Raw genomic sequence first — 17,865 nt, forward strand, 5'->3', positions numbered from 1 at the left:
ATGTCCCGCCTGCCTTCGCTGTACATCTCCCATGGTTCGCCGATGACCGCCCTGCATCCGGGGCAGGTCGGCGTGCGCCTGGCCGAACTGGCCCGCGACCTGCCGACGCCGCGCGCGATCGTCATCGCCTCGGCGCACTGGCTGGCCCGCCAGCCGCTGGTGGGCACGCATCCGCAGCCGCCCACCATCCACGATTTCGGCGGCTTCCCGCGCGAGCTGTTCGAACTGCAGTACCCGGCCCCGGGTGACCCGGCGCTGGCCGAAGAAGTGGCCGGCCGCATCGCCGCCGCCGGCCTGCCGGTAGCCATCGATCCGCAGCGCGGCCTCGACCACGGTGCCTGGGTACCGCTGCGCCTGCTGCGCCCGCAGGCCGACATCCCGGTGGTGCCGGTGTCGATCCAGCCGATGCTCGGCCCGCAGCACCAGTACGCGCTGGGCCGCGCGCTGGCGCCGCTGCGCGAGCAGGGCGTGCTGCTGATCGGTTCGGGCAGCATCACCCACAACCTGCATGACTGGCGCGATTACCAGGACGGCAAGGAAGCGCCGTACGTGCGCCCCTTCATCGAATGGGTGGAGCAGCGCCTGGCCGCCGATGACCGCGACGCGCTGTTCGACTACCGCCGCCAGGCGCCGTTCGCCGAGCGCGCGCATCCCACCGATGAACACCTGCTGCCGCTGTACTTCGCGATGGGCGCGGCGGGCGAGGGCGGCTTCGGCGCGCAGCGCATCGATGCCGGCATCGACGCCGGCATGCTGGCGATGGACATCTATCGCTTCGATGGCAGCGCCGCCGCGGTGGCCGCATGAGCGCGGTGCTGCCGATGCTGGAGCGGCCCGCGCAGGGCACCGCGCAGGGCCTGGTCGTGCTGCTGCATGGCGTGGGCAGCAACGAGCAGTCGCTGGCCGGCCTGACGCAGGCGCTGGACCCGCGCCTGCACGTGCTGCTGCCGCGCGCGCCGCTGGTGTTCGGACCGCAGGCGTTCGGCTGGTTCACCGTGCGCTTCGGCGCGCAGGGGCCGGTGATCGACCCGGCCCAGGCCGAGCAGTCGCGCCTGCTGCTGGGCGAGTGGCTGGCGGCGCAGCAGCAGCGGCTGGGTGTCGGCGCGCGGCAGACCGTGCTGGCCGGCTTCAGCCAGGGCGGCATCATGAGTGCCAGCGTGGCCCTGACCCAGCCGCAGCGGGTGCAGTCGTTCGGCGTGCTGTGCGGGCGCATCCTGCCGGAGATCGCCCCGCACGTGCCGGCCGACATTGCCGATGCCGGGCTGGACGGCCTGCTGGTGCACGGCCATTCCGATGACAAGCTGCCGTATGCACTGGCCGAGTCGGCCGCGCAGCGCCTGCAGGCGCTGGGCGTGGCCCACCAGCTGCGTGGCTACCCGGTTGGCCACACGCTGTCGGCGGACATGCAGCGGGACATCAACGGCTGGATCCAGCAGCGTTTGCTGTCGCTGCCCTGACGCGCATTCACACAGCGGGCCGCAGCGACGGCCTGCTGTGTTAACTTTTTTTCCAGTCTCCGGCGCACACCGGTTTTTTCCGGCCCCACGCGCCGCTTCCTGGAAGAAGCATGCACACCATCGAAGTCGTCCTGGCGATGCTGGTAGCCGTTGTCGCCAGCGGTTACCTGGTTCGCGTCCTGCCATTCTCGTTGCCCCTGCCGCTGGTGCAGATCGCGCTGGGCGCGGTCATTGCCGGCGTGTTCAACCGCGGCCATGCGCTGGAACCGGAAGTGTTCTTCCTGCTGTTCCTGCCGCCGCTGCTGTTCCTCGATGGCTGGCGCATTCCCAAGCAGGGCCTGTTCCGCGATAAAGGCGCGATCCTCGAACTGGCCTTCGGCCTGGTGGTGTTCACCGTCATCGGCGCCGGCCTGCTGATCCACTGGATGATTCCGGTGATGCCGCTGGCCGTGTGCTTCGCGCTGGCCGCCATCGTCTCGCCCACCGACCCGGTGGCCGTCGGTGCGATCGCCGCCAAGGCGCCCATTCCCAAGCGCCTGATGCACATCCTGGAAGGCGAATCGCTGCTCAACGATGCGTCCGGCCTGGTCTGCTTCCGCTTCGCCGTGGCCGCGGTGATGACCGGCAGCTTCTCGCTGGCCACCGCCTCGCTCACCTTCCTGTGGGTGGCCGTGGCCGGCCTGGCGGTGGGCGTGGCGGTCACCCTGGGCGTGTCCACGTTCCAGCGCTGGCTGTGGCGCCGCTTCGGCGAAGAGCCCGGCGCGGCGATGCTGGTCAACCTGCTGATCCCGTTCGCGGCCTACCTGCTGGCCGAAGAGATCCATGCCTCGGGCATTCTTGCTGCGGTCGCCGCCGGCATCGCGATGAGCTACGTCGAGCTGACCGGCCGCGTGTCGGGCAGCATGCGCGTGCAGCGCGCCGGGGTCTGGAACATGCTGCAGTTCAGCTTCAACGGCATCATGTTCGTGCTGCTGGGCGAGCAGTTGCCGGGCATCGTCGAGCGCGCCACCACCACCATGAACGAGACCGGCCACCAGAGTGCCTGGTGGCTGCTGGTGTACGTGCTGGTCATCAACGCCACGCTGATCGCGCTGCGCCTGCTGTGGGTGTGGCTGTCGCTGCGCTGGAACCTGCTGCGCGCGCGCCGCCGTGGCCTGGAGCGGGGCGAGGCGCCGAACTGGCGCATCGTGGTGGCCACGTCGGTGGCCGGCGTGCGCGGTGCCATCACCCTGGCCGGCGTGCTGACGCTGCCGCTGTTCCTGCCCGATGGCAGCGCCTTCCCGGCGCGTGACCTGGTCATCTTCCTGGCGGCGGCGGTCATCCTGTTCTCGCTGGTCGGCGCCAGCGTGGCGCTGCCGCAGCTGCTGAAGGGCCTGCAGCTGCCGGCCGATTCGGGCGAACGCAAGGAAGAGGACCTGGCCCGCAAGCTGTCCTCCAAGGCCGCGCTGGCCGGGGTGGAGCGCATGCGCCAGCAGCTGGTGATGAACCAGAACACCGAGAACGTGCAGCTGTACAACGATGCTGCCTCGCGGGTCAGCCTGCTGTACCAGCGACACTTGGAAAAGGACAGCGACGGCCCCGACGTGGACCCGGAGAAGGTCAACCGGATGGAGCAGGGCTACCGCCAGCTGCGCAGTGCCGGCCTGAACGCCGAGCGCGAGGAGCTGTTCCGCCTGACCCGGCGCGGGGTGATCTCCGATGAGATCTCGCGGCGCCTGATCCGCAACCTGGACCTGCTGGAATCGCGCAAGCGCGATTGACCCTGGAATGTAGAGCCGAGCCCCTGCTCGGCTGCTCTTTGCGCCAGAAGAGCAGCCGAGCACGGGCTCGGCTCTACAACAGCCGGTTATTCCGGCTTCTGGTCCAGGAAATACGCCTCGACCTTGCCGTTGACCTTCATGGTCATCGGGTTGCCGCGGCGGTCGCGGGCCTTGCCGGCCTGCACGCGGATCCAGCCTTCGCTGATCGAGTATTCCTCGACGTTGTCGCGCTCGATGTCGTTGAAACGCACGCCCACGCCGCGCTCCAGGGCCTGGGCATCATGGAAGGGGCTGGCCGGGTTGATCGCCAGGTGGTCGGGAGGGGTATCGCTCATCGCTTCATTCACAGTGACGGCCAACAAGGCCGGCTTCAGCGGCACAGGATAAACCGTAGAATGCCGGCCTGCCCCAAGGAGTGCCCGCCATGCCTGACAACAGCGATTATTTCGACTTCGAAGAAGACGCCCACGATTTCGACGAAGACGACTTCGAGGCGCGGGTCTGGAACCTGCTGGTTCTCATCAACCCGGGCGACGAGGAGCTGGCGCTGCAGCAGTTCAACCGCTGGCGCGAGCACCTGGCCGAGGATGGGCAGCCGCTGGAAGCGGACAGTGACTGGGTGCCGGCGCTGTTCACGGCCATCGCCTGGCAGTCCGGCTTCGAGGTGGAGCGTGACGACCTGGAATCGCTGCAGTCGGCGGTGAACGAGCTGTCGGCGCGCTTCAACCTGCAGCTGGACTGGGGCGGTGACCTGGACGACGAGGATTTCGCTGCCGACCTGGACGGCGTGCAGCTGATGTCCACCGCCTTCGACCGCCTGCGCGAGCACAACTACACGTTGTGGAGCGTGGACGCGGGCAGCGATGGCTTCACCGGCTGGATGGCCCTGACCCGCGACGACGACGCGCTGCTGGCGCTGTGTTCGCTGCTGAACGTGGAAGTACGGCTGGGCAGCGACCCGTTCTGAGCGATGATCCGACCCGCCGGGCATGGCCCGGCTGATCAACGATCCGATCCGTTGGGCGTGACCCGTCGGGGTAGAGTCGACTGTTAGTCGACTTTCGCGCGTAGCGCGGGGATTTTTGCGGTCGCGCGGGAGAGCAGTCGACTAACAGTCGACTCTACCCAGTCAGTGCCACGGGGCCGAGCGCACTACGGCCGGTACTGCGCCCGTGCGTTGGCGATCACGGCCTTCACCAGGTCGCGGTCGGTATGCCGGGAAATGGCGCGGGCGCCGAGTGCGATCGCCTGCGCGCGCAGGTCCGCGTTGACATCGTAGTGAGCGCCGCTGGCCTTGTTCTGGAAGGCCCGTGGCGGAATGCCGAGCTGCGCCGCCATGGCGTGCAGCTCGGCCAGGGTGTCGGCCATCAGGTGCGCCCAGCGCTGTCCGCGCCAGGGATGCACCGCGTCATCGACGTAGACCGCCACCGCCGCGGCCGGTTCAGGCCTGCGGCTTGCCGTCGGTGTCGGCAGCGTCGGCCGGAGCGGCCTCGGCGTCGGCAGCGGCTTCAACCACGTCGCCTTCAGCGGCTTCAGCGGCGTCTTCGCCTTCCTCGGCCTCCACGGTCTCGAACTCGGACACCAGCTTGTCCAGGTACTCGTCAGCGGTCTGGCCGGCTTCGGCCGCCAGGGTGTCCAGCAGCTTCTGCATCAGCTCGGAATACTCGAGGTTGACCTTGCGGCCTTCCTTTTCCTGCACGTTGGACAGGTGCTTGAGCATGGCCAGCATCGGCACCGGGTTGTCGGCGTTGCCCATGGTCTGGCCGCCGATGGCCAGCAGCCACTCGCGGCCCTGCAGGCCGATGGCGGCCACGGCCTGGCCGTCTTCGTTGGTCAGCACGGCGTGGTTCTGCACCTGCTGCTGGGCATTCAGGCGCAGGAACGGACGCTTGGCCTGCTGCTTCTTGCGCTTGTCGCGCTTGGCCTTGGAGTTCTGGGACATGGGGTGGGGTCACCTGGAAAGGGAAAGACCGCCATTGTACTGGGTGCCGCGCTGCGCGCTCGCCGGGCGTGGCCCGGCGCTACCGGGGTGCCGCGCTGCGCGCTCGCCGGGCCGTGCCCGGCGGAGCGTCAGGGTGCCACGGCCGGCGTGGCGGCTTCACCCTGCGCGGCCTGCACATCGGGGTCGGCCACGGCTGCCGACAGCCCCACCTGCGGGCCGGCGCCGGCCAGGGCGGCCTCTTCGGCGGCCTTGGTCATCACCACGATGCTGATGCGGCGGTTGATCGGGTTCTGCGGGTCCGTTTTGTCGAACAGCACCGAGGAGGACAGGCCGACCACGCGGGTGATCTTGCTGTCCTCCATGCCGCCGTCCACCAGCGCACGGCGTGCGGCATTGGCGCGGTCGGCGCTCAGTTCCCAGTTGCCATAGCCGCGTGCGGCCGAATACGCGGTGATATCGGTATGGCCGGTGAGGCTGATCCGGTTCGGCACGTGGTTCAGGTACTCGGACAGCTCGTGCAGGATCTGCTGGGTATACGGCTTCAGCGTGGCGCTGCCGAGGTCGAACATCGGCCGGTTCTGCTTGTCCACGATCTGGATGCGCAGGCCTTCCGGGGTCAGGTCCAGCAGCAGCTGGTCCTTGAACGGTTCCAGCGCCTGGCTGCGGCTGATCGCTTCCTGCAGTTCCTTCATCAGCGCTTCCAGCTGCTGCTTGTCGCGCTGCTGCTGGTCCACCGGCTGCGGCACGGCTTCCTTCTGGTTCTGGAAGGGGTCGTTGCTGTTGCCGCGGGACACATCGGTGGCGCCGCCCAGCTTGATCATCGAGGTGCTGGCGCCACCGGGCCCGGCCATGCCCGGTGCGGGCGTGGGGCTCTGCCCGGCCAGCGGGCTGGGGTTGCGGAAGTACTCGGAGATCGCCGCGCGCTCGGGCTTGCTGGTGCTGGCCATCAGCCACAGCACCAGGAAGAAGGCCATCATCGCGGTCACGAAGTCGGCGTAGGCCACTTTCCACGAACCGCCATGATGGGCGGCATGGCCGCCCTTCCTGACCCGGCGGACGATGACGGTGGGCTTGTTCTCGGCCATGGCTTACTTGACCGTCTTCAGGTGCTGCTCGAAATCGGAGAACGCCGGGCGCACGTTCGACGGCAGGGTCTTGCGGGCGAATTCCAGCGCGATCTTCGGGTTGTAGCCGCGCAGGCAGGCCAGCAGGGCGGTCTTCACCGATTCGTAGATGCGGCTGTCCTGCTCGGCGCGGGCTTCCATCGCCGAGGCCATCGGGCCGACGAAGCCGTAGCCCATCAGGATGCCGAGGAAGGTGCCCACCAGCGCGCCGGCCACGTGGCCGCCGACCTCGACGATGTCGCCGCCGATCGAGCCCATGGTGATGACGATGCCCAGCACGGCCGCCACGATGCCGAAACCGGGCAGGCCGTCGGCCACCTTGTTCATCACCTGCGAGGGTGCCATCGCCTCGGCGTGGTGCTTTTCCAGCTCCAGCTCCAGCAGCGGTTCCAGCTCGTGCGGCTCGATGTTGCTGCCGATCATCAGGCGCAGGCAATCGGTGATGAAGTCGATCAGGTGGTGGTCGGCCTGCACCTTGGGGTAGTTGGCGAACAGCGCGCTTTCGGCCGGGCGCTCGACGTGGTCTTCCAGCGCCATGAAGCCTTCGCGGCGGGCCTTGTTGAGCAGTTCGTACAGCAGGCTGAGGACGTCGATGTAGTCCTGCTGCTTGTAGCGCGGGCCCTTGAACACGCCCACCATGGCCTGCAGGGTCTGCTTGACCGTCTTGGCCGGGGTGCCGACCAGGAAGGCGCCGAGTGCGGCCCCGCCGATGATGACCAGTTCGTAAGGCTGCCAGAGGGCACCCAGGCGGCCGTGGGCGCCCAGGTAGCCGCCGAGGACGCTGATGATGACGACCAGGAATCCAACGATGATGAGCATGGCGTGACGCAAGGAGAGGGGATATCTCCTTGTCGGCCTGACACCGGTGTTTCTGAAGAGGGAATTCTGTGAAGTCGGTCAGCGGGGGTGATCAGCCCGCCGTACCGGCTTCGGCGCCTTCACGCTGCAGGGGATTGGGCCACGGCTCGCCGTTGCCGGCAAAGGAAAGTGAGACGGAGTTCAGGCAGTGGCGCTCGAAGGTGGGCGGCGGGCCGTCCGGGAACACGTGGCCCAGGTGGCTGCCGCAGCGGGCGCAGGTGATCTCGGTGCGGACCATGCCGTGGCTGGTATCGCGGATCTCGGTGACGTGCGCTGGGTCGTAGGGCGCGAAGAAGCTGGGCCAGCCGGTGCCCGAATCGAACTTGGTGCTGGAGCGGAACAACGGCAGCCCGCACATGCGGCAGCAGTAGACGCCCTCGCGCTTGTTGTCCAGGAACACGCCGCAGAACGGAGCTTCGGTGCCGTGCTGCAGCAGCACGCGGCGCTCTTCGGTACTCAGGCCGGCCACCAGGGCGTCGGCCTGGGGGGCGGTGGGGGGCGTCAGGTCGAAAGCGCTCATGCCGGCTCTCCGTGGGGTCAGTGGCCTGGGGATGCCGGCAAACGTGGGGGTGCGGGCCCGCCGTTGCAAGTGTGATGGCCATTCATGGCCGGCACACGGCCCCCGGCGCATGGTGGACCTCTCACACGATGGAGCGTGCCATGAAACCGCGTCTCGTCCTTCTGTTGTCCGTCCTGCTGCCCCTGGCCGCGCAGGCGCAGGTGCCGACGTCCTCCAGCCCGACCGCTACGCGCAGCGCGAACAGCGTGAACCCGCCCCCGGTCGCGCCGCAGTCGCCGCCGCCACCGGCCAACCCGGCGTTGCCGGTGCAGGTGCCGCGCCAGCAGGCACAGCCGATCCGTTCAACCGGCCCGGCACAGGTGACACCGGCACCGGCCACGCGGGCGCCGGACAAGGTGTATGACCGCAACGGCCGCATCGTGCCCGGGGTGAAGCCGGCCGGCCCCAACCGCGTGTTCGATTCGCGCACCGGCCGCTACTACGACAGCGTACCGGCCGGCGACGGGCAGCAGATCAAACCGTAAGGCGCGCGCGCCCGGGCCTGAACCCACGAAAACGACGCCTTGCCGATCACTGTTTTTTCGCCTGCGATTAACCGCTCCGGGACCACCGTGGCCCTGCACCGGCAACCGCCGTTGCATGTCCTTCGTCCATTGGATCGCGATCATGAAAAACCAGCAGAACCGTCATCCCGGCAAGGAGCAGCAGAGCCAGAGCCGCAGCCCGCAGCAGCAACAGCAGCAGATGGATGCGCAGCAGCCGCAGAAGGGCGGCAAGCAGCAGGAGCAGCGCCAGCAGGGGTCGCAGAAGCACCCGCAGCAGCGTTGACCGACGCTGGGGTCAGGGCCCGCGATGCGGGATCTGACCCCGACGCCCAAGGGGTCGGATCCCGCGCAGCGGGCTCTGACCCCATCCCGGCGCAGCCGCTCAGTCCGCGATCGGCAGGGCCCAGGTTTCCTTCACTTCTTCCATCACGATGTAGCTCTTCGATTCGCGCACATGCGGCAGGGTCAGCAGGGTGCTGCCCAGCAGCTTGCGGTAGCTGGCCATCTCGCTGATGCGCGCTTTCAGCAGGTAATCGAAATCGCCCGAAACCAGGTGGCACTCCAGCACGTTGGGCAGCTTCAGCGCCGCGCGGCGGAATTCCTCGAAGATGTCGCCGGACTTGTAGGCCAGGCTGATCTCCACGAACACCAGCAGGCTGGCCTTCAGCGCGGCCGGGTCCAGGTGCGCGTGGTAGCCGGTGATGATTCCTTCGCGCTCCAGCCGGCGCACGCGTTCGGTGCAGGGGGTGGTCGACAGGCCGACCCGTTCACCCAGTTCGGTGAAGGAAATGCGGCCTTCGGCCTGCAGGATGCGCAGGATCCTGCGGTCGATCTTGTCCAGCTCGCGGGGGCGTGTGGCCATGGCCGTCAACCTCTGGGGGTGAATCACAGGAAAACATCCTGCCTGTGATCCTGAAATCAGGCAAATCGTCTGGGAACGGGAGAATATACTTCCCCGATTATGCTCCCGGCGTGCTCAAACGCAGGGAATCATCGGGTTGGAGAGTTTCCATGCGAGTCCTCGTTCTCGGCAGCGGCGTGATCGGCACCACCAGTGCCTGGTACCTGCGGCAGGCCGGCTTTGAAGTCACGGTCATCGACCGCCAGCCCGGCCCCGCGCTGGAGACCAGCTTTGCCAATGCCGGCCAGCTGTCGTTCGGCTACACCTCGCCGTGGGCGGCCCCGGGCGTGCCGAAGAAGGCGATCGGCTGGCTGTTCGAGAAGCATGCGCCGCTGGCCATCAAGCCGGGCATGGACCTGGCCCAGTACCGCTGGCTGTGGCAGATGCTGCGCAACTGCACCCACGAGCGCTACGCCATCAACAAGGCGCGCATGGTGCGCATGTCCGAATACAGCCGCGACTGCCTGAACGAGCTGCGCGCGCAGATCGGCATCGAGTTCGAAGGCCGCGACCTGGGCACCACCCAGCTGTTCCGCACCCAGCAGCAGCTGGACGCCTCGGCGCAGGACATCGAGATCCTGGCCCAGTACGGCGTGCCCTACGAAGTGCTGGACCGCGCCGGCATCATCCAGGCCGAACCGGCCCTGGCCCACGTCGATGGCCTGGTGGGCGCGTTGCGCCTGCCGCGTGACCAGACCGGCGACTGCCAGCTGTTCACCCGCCGCCTGGCGCAGATGGCGGCCGACGCCGGCGTTGAATTCCGCTACGACCAGGACATCAGCGGCCTGGAGTTCGATGGCGACCGCATCACCGGCGTGCGCATCGGCGGCCGGCTGGAAACCGCCGACCGCTTCGTCGTCGCACTGGGCAGCTATTCGCCGCAGATGTTGGCGCCGCTGGGCATGCGCCTGCCGGTGTACCCGCTGAAGGGCTATTCGCTGACCCTGCCGATCACCGACCCGGCGATGGCACCGACCTCGACCATCCTGGACGAGAGCTACAAGGTGGCCGTCACCCGCTTCGACAACCGCATCCGCGTCGGCGGCATGGCCGAAGTGGCCGGTTTCGACCTGTCGCTGTCGCAGCGCCGCCGCGAAACCCTGGAACTGGTGGTGCGTGACCTGTACCCGAAGGGCGGCGACCTGGCCAAGGCCGACTTCTGGACCGGCCTGCGCCCGGCCACCCCGGACGGCACGCCGGTCATCGGCGCCACCCCGTTCCGCAACCTGTACCTCAACACCGGCCACGGCACCCTGGGCTGGACCATGGCCTGCGGCTCGGGCCGCTACCTGGCCGACCTGATGAGCGCGCGCCAGCCGCAGATCAGCACCGAGGGCCTGGATATCTTCCGCTACGGCCAGTACGGCCACGCCCCGCAGCAGGAGAGCCGCGCATGCGTCCTGCCCGCGCGCTGATCGACCTGGGCGCGCTGCGCAGCAACTACCGGCTGGCCCGCGAACTGGGCGGCGGCAAGGCGCTGGCAGTGGTCAAGGCCGATGCCTACGGCCATGGCGCCGTGCGCTGTGCACAGGCGCTGGAAGGCGAGGCCGATGGCTTTGCCGTGGCCACGATCGAGGAAGCGCTGGAACTGCGCCAGGCCGGCATCCGTGCGCCGATCCTGCTGCTGGAAGGCATCTTCGAGGCCAGCGAACTGCCGCTGGTGGCCGAGCACGACCTGTGGTTCTCGGTGGGCTCGGCGTGGCAGCTGGAGGCGCTGGCCGCTTTCGACAGCCCGCGCCCGCTGACAGTGTGGCTGAAGCTGGACAGCGGCATGCACCGGCTGGGGCTGGACGTGGCCGGCTTCCGCGCCGCGCACGCACGGCTGTCGGCGCTGCCGCAGGTCGAGCGCATCGTGATGATGACCCACCTGGCGCGCGCCGATGAGCTGGACAGCGAGCGCACCCACGAACAGGCCGCGACCTTCAAGGCGGCCATCGAAGGCCTGCAGGGCGAGACCAGCGTGTGCAACTCGCCGGCGCTGCTGGGCTGGCCGGACGTGCGCAGCGACTGGGTGCGGCCGGGCCTGATGCTGTACGGGGCCAACCCGTTGCCGGACGACACCGCGCTGACCGAGCGCCTGCGCCCGGTGATGACCATGCAGTCGAAGGTGATCGCCGAGCGCTGGATCGACGCCGGCGAACCGGTGGGGTACGGCGCACGCTTCGTGGCCAAGGCGCGTACCCGCGTGGGCGTGGTCGCGCTGGGCTATGCCGACGGCTACCCGCAGTTCGCGCCGAACGGCACCCCGGTGCTGATCGACGGCAAGCCCGGCGGGCTGATCGGCCGCGTCTCGATGGACATGCTGACCGTGGACCTGACCGCCCATGCGCAGGCCGGTATCGGCAGCGTGGTGGAGCTGTGGGGCACGGCGCCGACCCTGGCCGAACTCGCACCGCGCTGCGGCGTCAGCGCTTACCAGCTGCCGTGCGCGGTCAAGCGCGTGGCGCGGGTCTACCAGGGGTGAGGGAGTGCCGGCCAGCGGCCGGCACTACCGGAATGCACGCCTGCCGTTCGCCGGGCACCACGTATCCCGGTAGCGCCGGGCCATGCCCGGCGGCTCTTGATCAACGCGCGGCGGTCGCCTGCGCGGCCAGCTGGCGCTTGACCCAGTCATCGATCAGGCGCTTCTCGAAACGCAGCGGATCGTTGTCGCTGCGCACGCCGATGTTGTGCAGGTAGCCGCTGTCGATCAGCTTGGCTTCGCCTTCATTGATGATGCCGCCGCTGGCGTCCTTCAGCGTGTACTGCAGGGTGATGCGCGGCGGGTAGATGTCGCGCATGATCCGGATATTGTCGCCACGCGGGCCGTGCCACGGCTCGTAATCGCCGGCGCGCTTGATGTCCACCAAGGTCACATCGAGGGTCTGCCCGGGCTGCAGCGGCTTGGCCGCTGCGGTCTGCAGGTAGCGGGCCAGCTGCTGCACCCAGTCACCCCGCTGCGCCTCGAAGCGGTTGGTGCTCTGGCGGATCTCGGTGAAGGTGGCCGGATCGTCCCACTTCACGCTGACCGGGCCATTGGCCTGCAGGGCCCGCGGTGCCTGCGGATCGGTGACAGTACGCGGCGCAGCGGTGGCGCTGCCCACGGCCAGGGCGCCGGCCATCAGCAGGGCGGCGCAGAGCGAACGGTTCATGACGGTCTCCTGCGTCCCGTGATCGGGACGGTCTGGGGCTACAGGCCGAGTGTGATCCTGCGCATGGCCGCCAGCAATGGCCGATTGCGTCAAATGCGTCACCAGTTGTCGCCAATTCATGGTCGTCAAGCGTGACTGACGGCGCTTGACGCTGTGAATACGCTCTCTGGAAGATGCTGTACCTCCACCCGGTCCGCCTCCCACGCCCTTGTCCACACTGCCGCCCCTCGCCGAGCGCCCGCCCTTGATGGCGCCGGCGCCCGAACCCGACCTGCATCATCGCGTGCTCGAGCACATCAATGCCGGCTTCTGCGTGATCCAGGTGCTGTTCGAAGGCGACCTGGCGGTGGACTACCGCTTCCTGGAGGTCAACGAGGCCTTCGAGCGCCATACCGGCCTGAAGGGCGCGCAGGGCAAGCGCATGAGCGCGCTGGAACCGCAGCACGAGAGCGACTGGTTCCGCATCTATGGCGAAGTCGCGCGCACCGGGCAGCCGGCGCAGTTCGAGATGGACGCGCGCGCGCTGGGCCGCTCGTTCGCCGTGGACGCGGTGCGCGTGGGCGAGCCGGGCGAGGACAAGGTCGGCATCCTGTTCTTCGACGTGACCGCGCGCAGGCAGATCGAAGTGGAGCTGGGCGAGAGCGAGGCGCGCTTCAGTGCGCTGGCCGACGGCCTGCCGATGCCGGTCTGGGTGCTGGACGAGCGCGGCCATGCCCGTTTCGTCAACAGTGCCTTCAGTGAATTCTTCGGTGGCGACGAAACCCGCGTGCCGGAAGATGTCTGGCGCGGCCTGGTGCATCCGGACGACGCCTCGGTGTTCGAGTACGAGCTGCAGGAAGCGCTGAAGGCGCAGCGCTCGATGCATGCGCTGGTGCGCGCGCGGCGTGCCGATGGCCAGTGGCGCTGGCTGGAGATGAACGCACGGCCGCGCTTCTCGCGCATGGGCCGCTTCATCGGCCTGGCCGGCAGCAGCCCCGACGTGACCGAGCGCCGCGAGATCGAGCTGGCACGCGAGGAGCTGCTGCAGTCCGAGCGTGCTGCGCGCAGTGCCGCGGAGAACATGGCGCGGCTGAAGGACGAATTCCTGGCCACGCTGTCGCACGAGCTGCGCACGCCGCTGACCACCATCCTTGGCTGGAGCGAACTGCTGCTGCAGCGCGTGGACAACACCAGCCCGCTGTTCAAGGGCCTGAACGTGATCGCCAGCAGCGCGACGGCACAGAAGCGCCTGATCTCGGACATGCTGGACCTGAGCAGCATGCTGCTCGGCAAGGTGCAGCTGGAAGTGGAGGTGCTGGACCTGCGCCTGCAGCTGGGCGAAGCGCTCGGCGCACAGGAACCGGTGGCCGAGGGCAAGGCGCTGGACGTCACCCTGCAGCTGCCCGAACAGCCCTGCCTGGTGCTGGGCGATGCCACGCGCCTGCAGCAGGTGCTCTGGAACCTGCTGTCCAACGCCATCAAGTTCACCCCCGCCGAAGGCCGCATCGAGGCGCAGCTGCGCGCCGATGGCGGCTACTGGACGATCACCCTGCGCGATACCGGTGACGGCATCGCGCCTGAATTCCTGCATCACCTGTTCAGCCGCTTCCGCCAGGCCGATGGCACCACCACCCGCCGCCATGGCGGCCTGGGCCTGGGCCTGGCCATCGTGCAGCAGCTGGTGGAACTGCATGGCGGCACGGTCAGCGCGGCCAGCGAAGGCCATGGCCATGGCTCCACGTTCACCGTGCGCCTGCCGCAGTACATCCCCGATGCCGACCGCCGGCCCCTGCGCGAAGTGTTCAGCGGGCCGATCCTGGAACCGATGGTGGTCGAGCCGTATCCGCTGCGTGGCCTGCATGTGCTGGCGGTTGAAGACCAGCCCGAAGTGCTGGAGTACCTGCGGCGCATGCTGGAGGAGCAGGGCGCCAGTGTCTCGGCGGTCAGTTCCGCTGGTGAAGCGCTGGCGCTGCTGGCCGACAGCGGCCACCTGCAGTACCACGTGATGCTCACCGACATCGGCATGCCGGGCATGGACGGCTATGGCCTGGTGCGGACGCTGCGCGAGGACATGGGCGTGGAGGCGGCGGAGCTGCCGGCCGTCGCGGTGACCGCGCTGGCCCGCGCCGATGACCGCCGCCGCGCGCTGGCGTCCGGTTTCCAGGAGCACGTGGCCAAGCCGTACTCGGTAGCCCAGCTGGTCTCGGCGGTGCGCAGCGTGCAGCCCCTGCGCGCGGGCAGCGCATTGCACTGAGCATTCACGGCGGATCGGCGAACCTGCCTGCAAGGAGGTTCACCGATGTCCCGTATTGCTCCCCGCATCCATACCGACCCGGCGCAGATCGCGCGCCTGGAAGCCCTGTTGCCGCAGCTTGATGGCGAATGGCAGGTGCAGGTGACCCTGCACGATGGCCGCCGCCTGCTGGGCACCGTCGCCGTGCGCCCGACGCTGCAGCAGTACCGCAACGAGGCGGGCGATGAAGGCAGCAACGGCCAGCTGCGCCTGGACGACTACGACAACCCGGTGCAGCAGCACCACCTCTGGCTGGACGAGATCGCCAGCGTCAGCCGCCTGCCGCCCAAGGCGCCCTGATCCGATGTGGCGCCGCGGCTACGCCGCCGCCCGAGCATGGGCTCGGGCGCTACCGTAGAGCCGAGCCCATGCTCGGTTGATCACCGGGCGATCAATGTTCGAACACGGTCGGCGTCGCTTCGAACCGGCGCGCATACGCACGCTCGTCGGCCACCCGCGCCACCTCCTCGTCGGCCAGGGCCGGTGCGCCGTATACCGCGTAGGCCACGCTGCCATCGGCGCCATGGCCGACCTGGTGCAGGCGGTAGCGCGAATGCCCACCGCCGGTGTCCTCGGGGTAGTGCACGGGCGGATGGCTGCCTTCCAGGTCCATTTCACTGTTGTCGACCACTCCACCGACGAACAAGGCGCGCATGCAGGTTCTCCTGGGGTTGCTGGGGGTGAGCCCCTACCCTGAACGCTTCGATGTTGTCGGCACATCAACAGCACGTTGAAGTTTCGCAAAGCGGCCCGCCGGGGCCGGCACGGCCAAGCCGGTACAATGGACGGCCCTACGCTTGAAGTACCCGCGCCGATGGCCTCCAGCAACGACGCCCCCCTGCAGACCCTGCTCCTGCCGTTCAGCAACGGCACCCTGCACTGGCCCGAGGGCCCGGTGGCCTTCCTCCGTGCCCGTGATGGCTGGCCGCTGCGCGAGATCGCCGGCAACCGCGAAGTGCATTGCGAGCAGAGCTTCGCCCCGTTTGCCGAGCCGCTGCAGCAGGCCGCCGGCTGGACCGTCAGCGGCCAGATCGACGATGCCGCCGGCAAGGGCCGCTACCCGCTGGTGCTGGTGCTGCCGCCGCGCCAGCGCGAAGAGGCCCGCGCGCTGTTCGCCCGCGCCCTGGCCCTGGTGGCCGAGGGCGGCCGCATCGTCGCCTGCCAGTCCAACAACGAGGGCGCCCGCTCCGGCGAAGGCGACCTCAAGCAGTTGACCGGCCTGGGTGGCTGCCTGACCAAGAACCACTGCCGCGTGTACTGGACCGCCCCGCTGCAGGGCCAGCACGATGCCGACCTGGCCAAGCGCTGGAGCGCGCTGGACGCGGTGCGTCCGATCGTCGACGGTCGCTTCCTCAGCCGCCCGGGCGTGTTTGCCTGGGACCGCATCGACCCGGCCTCGGCACTGCTGGCCGAACACCTGCCGGCGGATCTGGCCGGCCGCGCCGCCGATCTCGGTGCGGGCTATGGCTACCTGTCGCGCGAGCTGCTGGAACGTTGCGCGAAGATCACCGCGCTGGACCTGTATGAAGCCGAGCAGCGTGCGCTGGCCCTGGCCGAACTGAACCTGGCACCGCCGCCGCGCGCGCTGCCGCTGCGCTTCCTGTGGCGCGACGTCACCGCCGGCATCGAGCCGGGCTACGACGTCATCATCAGCAACCCGCCGTTCCACACGCCCTCGCGTGCCGACCGCCCTGACATCGGCCAGCGCTTCATCGCCGTGGCCGCGCAGGCGCTGCGCCCGGGTGGCCGCCTGTACGTGGTGGCCAACCGCCATCTGCCCTACGAGTACACGCTCAACGAGAGCTTCGGCGCCGTGCGCGTGATCGCCGAGCGCGATGGCTTCAAGCTGGTCGAGGCGGTGAAGGGGAAGGGCAAGTGAAGCTGGTCAAGCTGATCGCCAACCTGGGTTACGGCAGCCGCAAGCAGGTGCAGTGGATGTTCCGCGAGGGCCGCGTCACCGATGCCGACGGCGAAGTGCTGTACGCCGATGACCAGGTGCCGCACGAGGCGATCCGCGTCGATGGCGAGCCGCTGGACCCACCGGTGGGCCTGTCGCTGGCGTTGTACAAGCCGGCCGGCTACACCTGTTCGACCAAGGACACCGGCCGCCTGATCTACGACCTGCTGCCGCCGCGCTTCCGCGACCGCGACCCGGTGCTGTCCACCGTCGGCCGCCTGGACCGCGAGACCAGCGGCCTGCTGCTGCTGACCGACGATGGTGGCCTGCTGCACCGGATCATCTCGCCGAAGTCGAAGCTGCCCAAGGTCTACGAAGTGGAACTCGCCGAAGACCTGCGTGGCGACGAAGTGGCGCAGTTCGCCAGCGGTACGCTGATGCTGGAAGCGGAGAAGACGCCCCTGCTGCCGGCTGAACTCGAGGTGCTGGGCCCGCGCAAGGCGCGCCTGGTGCTGCACGAAGGCCGCTACCATCAGGTACGCCGCATGTTCGCCGCCGTCGGCAACCACGTGCAGGCCCTGCACCGCAGCCGCGTCGGCGGCCTGGACCTGCAGGGGCTGGACGAAGGCCAATGGCGCATGTTGACCCCCACCGACCTGGACACCCTGTTCGCTCCATGACTTCCCTCGCAGCGCTGCCGTTCCTTCCGGATGCCGTCATCTTCGACATGGACGGCCTGATGATCGACAGCGAGCGGGTGTCGATCGCGTGCTGGAGCCAGGCGGCCGCCGAATCCGGGCTGCCCCTGGATGAAACGTTCTTCGTGCGCATGGTTGGCCTGGGTGACCGTGACAGCCAGGCGCTGCTGCGCGGGCAGGGGGTGTCGGACGCGGTGATCGCGGCGATGGCCGCGCGCTGCCACGACCTGTACGAAGCGCGCACGCAGACCGGCCTGCCGCTGCGGCCGGGCATCGTGGAACTGCTGGATCTGCTGAAGACGCACGGCATTCCGCGCGCGGTGGCGACCACCACGCGGCAGCCGCGTGCCAACCGCAAGCTGGCCGCCGCCGGACTGCTGCCGTATTTCGATGCGGTCATCACCAGTGGCGACGTCGCCCACCCGAAGCCGGCGCCGGACATCTACCTGCTGGCCGCGCAGCGGCTGGGCAAGGCGCCGGAACGCTGCCTGGCGCTGGAGGATTCACCGGCCGGCACGCGCGCCGCCGTAGCGGCGGGCATGACCGTGATCCAGGTGCCCGACCTGGTGCATCCGGATGAAGAACTGCGCGCGCTGGGCCACCGCATCGTCGGCTCGCTGGTGGATGCCCACGCCCTGCTGGTGCCGCTGCTGCCAAGGTAACGGTGGGTGCCGACCGTTGGTCGGCACTGAGCCGAGCATGGGCTCGGCTCTACAATTCCACCACCACCGCTCTGGTGGGTGCCGACCGTTGGTCGGCA

At 68.8% G+C, this 17,865-nt stretch carries 22 protein-coding genes; 13 read left to right on the forward strand and 9 right to left on the reverse strand.

Translation table 11 applies throughout. The annotated features are described in order from the left end of the window. From QMZ26_RS10050 to QMZ26_RS10060, 3 genes are all read left to right on the forward strand, one after another. Positions 1–807, forward strand: a complete 807-nt coding sequence (locus QMZ26_RS10050) for a class III extradiol ring-cleavage dioxygenase (protein ID WP_079220476.1) — start codon at positions 1–3, stop codon at positions 805–807. Then, complete coding sequence (locus QMZ26_RS10055) at positions 804–1,457, forward strand: phospholipase (RefSeq protein ID WP_283221366.1); 654 nt, start codon at positions 804–806, stop codon at positions 1,455–1,457. Before QMZ26_RS10050 ends, QMZ26_RS10055 begins: the two co-directional genes overlap by 4 nt. Positions 1,458–1,567: 110 nt before the next feature. Next, positions 1,568–3,217 carry a Na+/H+ antiporter gene (locus tag QMZ26_RS10060; protein WP_079220478.1) on the forward strand — a complete coding sequence of 550 codons (1,650 nt, stop codon included), beginning with the start codon at positions 1,568–1,570 and terminating at the stop codon, positions 3,215–3,217. A gap of 86 nt (positions 3,218–3,303) precedes the next feature. Here the strand turns inward: QMZ26_RS10060 and QMZ26_RS10065 are convergent, their stop codons facing one another. After that, positions 3,304–3,552, reverse strand: a complete 249-nt coding sequence (locus QMZ26_RS10065) for a DUF3297 family protein (RefSeq protein WP_079220479.1) — start codon at positions 3,550–3,552, stop codon at positions 3,304–3,306. A gap of 89 nt (positions 3,553–3,641) precedes the next feature. Here QMZ26_RS10065 and QMZ26_RS10070 point away from each other — a divergent pair, with 89 nt between their 5' ends. Beyond that, the gene (locus tag QMZ26_RS10070; RefSeq protein ID WP_108763921.1) at positions 3,642–4,184 is read left to right on the forward strand and encodes a hypothetical protein; all 543 of its coding nucleotides are present in this window, start codon (positions 3,642–3,644) and stop codon (positions 4,182–4,184) included. A gap of 185 nt (positions 4,185–4,369) precedes the next feature. On the opposite strand, the gene QMZ26_RS10075 is transcribed toward QMZ26_RS10070, so the two are convergent. The 5 genes from QMZ26_RS10075 to msrB form a co-directional block, all read right to left on the reverse strand. Next, complete coding sequence (locus QMZ26_RS10075; protein WP_108758689.1) at positions 4,370–4,645, reverse strand: DUF4031 domain-containing protein; 276 nt, start codon at positions 4,643–4,645, stop codon at positions 4,370–4,372. A 13-nt stretch (positions 4,646–4,658) separates the two neighbouring features. After that, complete coding sequence (locus QMZ26_RS10080) at positions 4,659–5,159, reverse strand: hypothetical protein (RefSeq protein WP_108745893.1); 501 nt, start codon at positions 5,157–5,159, stop codon at positions 4,659–4,661. Positions 5,160–5,287: 128 nt separating this feature from the next. Then, positions 5,288–6,244, reverse strand: coding sequence for a flagellar motor protein MotB (gene motB / locus QMZ26_RS10085; protein WP_283221367.1), 957 nt, complete (start codon positions 6,242–6,244; stop codon positions 5,288–5,290). Positions 6,245–6,247: 3 nt separating this feature from the next. Beyond that, entirely contained in the window at positions 6,248–7,102 is an 855-nt protein-coding gene (gene motA, locus QMZ26_RS10090) for a flagellar motor stator protein MotA (RefSeq protein ID WP_079220484.1), read from the reverse strand. 91 nt (positions 7,103–7,193) lie between these two features. Further along, positions 7,194–7,661 (reverse strand): peptide-methionine (R)-S-oxide reductase MsrB, encoded by a 468-nt coding sequence (gene msrB / locus QMZ26_RS10095; RefSeq protein WP_108745894.1) that lies wholly within the window; start codon positions 7,659–7,661, stop codon positions 7,194–7,196. Positions 7,662–7,801: 140 nt separating this feature from the next. Between msrB and QMZ26_RS10100 the strand changes: the two genes are divergently transcribed. Continuing rightward, a complete protein-coding gene (locus tag QMZ26_RS10100) occupies positions 7,802–8,185 on the forward strand; it encodes a classical arabinogalactan protein 4 (RefSeq protein WP_200733435.1) in 384 nt (127 codons plus the stop codon). A 115-nt stretch (positions 8,186–8,300) separates the two neighbouring features. Then, on the forward strand, positions 8,301–8,489 hold the full coding sequence (locus QMZ26_RS10105; RefSeq protein ID WP_079220487.1) for a lana protein: 189 nt from the start codon (positions 8,301–8,303) through the stop codon (positions 8,487–8,489). Between the two features lie 99 nt (positions 8,490–8,588). On the opposite strand, the gene QMZ26_RS10110 is transcribed toward QMZ26_RS10105, so the two are convergent. Next, positions 8,589–9,068, reverse strand: coding sequence for a winged helix-turn-helix transcriptional regulator (locus QMZ26_RS10110; RefSeq protein ID WP_200733436.1), 480 nt, complete (start codon positions 9,066–9,068; stop codon positions 8,589–8,591). A gap of 149 nt (positions 9,069–9,217) precedes the next feature. Between QMZ26_RS10110 and QMZ26_RS10115 the strand changes: the two genes are divergently transcribed. Together QMZ26_RS10115 and alr are read left to right on the forward strand one after the other, a co-directional pair. Beyond that, entirely contained in the window at positions 9,218–10,522 is a 1,305-nt protein-coding gene (locus tag QMZ26_RS10115; RefSeq protein WP_283221368.1) for a D-amino acid dehydrogenase, read from the forward strand. After that, the gene (gene alr, locus QMZ26_RS10120; protein WP_283221369.1) at positions 10,501–11,571 is read left to right on the forward strand and encodes an alanine racemase; all 1,071 of its coding nucleotides are present in this window, start codon (positions 10,501–10,503) and stop codon (positions 11,569–11,571) included. The genes QMZ26_RS10115 and alr overlap by 22 nt, the downstream gene beginning before the upstream one ends. 100 nt (positions 11,572–11,671) lie before the next feature. On the opposite strand, the gene QMZ26_RS10125 is transcribed toward alr, so the two are convergent. Then, positions 11,672–12,238, reverse strand: coding sequence for a DUF3016 domain-containing protein (locus tag QMZ26_RS10125; RefSeq protein WP_283221370.1), 567 nt, complete (start codon positions 12,236–12,238; stop codon positions 11,672–11,674). 247 nt (positions 12,239–12,485) lie between these two features. Between QMZ26_RS10125 and QMZ26_RS10130 the strand changes: the two genes are divergently transcribed. Both QMZ26_RS10130 and QMZ26_RS10135 read left to right on the forward strand, forming a co-directional pair. Beyond that, positions 12,486–14,471 carry a PAS domain-containing sensor histidine kinase gene (locus QMZ26_RS10130; protein ID WP_234458538.1) on the forward strand — a complete coding sequence of 662 codons (1,986 nt, stop codon included), beginning with the start codon at positions 12,486–12,488 and terminating at the stop codon, positions 14,469–14,471. 45 nt (positions 14,472–14,516) lie between these two features. Continuing rightward, positions 14,517–14,810, forward strand: a complete 294-nt coding sequence (locus tag QMZ26_RS10135) for a DUF3247 family protein (protein WP_283221371.1) — start codon at positions 14,517–14,519, stop codon at positions 14,808–14,810. Between the two features lie 91 nt (positions 14,811–14,901). Here QMZ26_RS10135 and QMZ26_RS10140 read toward each other — a convergent pair whose 3' ends face one another. Then, positions 14,902–15,165 (reverse strand): hypothetical protein, encoded by a 264-nt coding sequence (locus QMZ26_RS10140; protein WP_283221372.1) that lies wholly within the window; start codon positions 15,163–15,165, stop codon positions 14,902–14,904. A 159-nt stretch (positions 15,166–15,324) separates the two neighbouring features. On the opposite strand from QMZ26_RS10140, the gene QMZ26_RS10145 reads away from it, so the two are divergent. Genes QMZ26_RS10145 through QMZ26_RS10155 form a run of 3 tightly spaced genes read left to right on the forward strand, consistent with a single transcriptional unit; the run spans position 15,325 to position 17,767 of the window. Further along, positions 15,325–16,389 (forward strand): class I SAM-dependent methyltransferase, encoded by a 1,065-nt coding sequence (locus QMZ26_RS10145; protein ID WP_283221373.1) that lies wholly within the window; start codon positions 15,325–15,327, stop codon positions 16,387–16,389. Then, positions 16,386–17,087: a pseudouridine synthase gene (locus QMZ26_RS10150; RefSeq protein WP_116863745.1), complete on the forward strand. Its 702-nt coding sequence runs from the start codon at positions 16,386–16,388 to the stop codon at positions 17,085–17,087. The genes QMZ26_RS10145 and QMZ26_RS10150 overlap by 4 nt, the downstream gene beginning before the upstream one ends. Continuing rightward, positions 17,084–17,767 (forward strand): HAD family phosphatase, encoded by a 684-nt coding sequence (locus QMZ26_RS10155; RefSeq protein WP_283221374.1) that lies wholly within the window; start codon positions 17,084–17,086, stop codon positions 17,765–17,767. Before QMZ26_RS10150 ends, QMZ26_RS10155 begins: the two co-directional genes overlap by 4 nt. Positions 17,768–17,865: the final 98 nt, after the last annotated feature.

The sequence above is a fragment of the Stenotrophomonas sp. PFBMAA-4 genome (assembly GCF_030053215.1).
Classification (GTDB): Bacteria; Pseudomonadota; Gammaproteobacteria; order Xanthomonadales; family Xanthomonadaceae; genus Stenotrophomonas.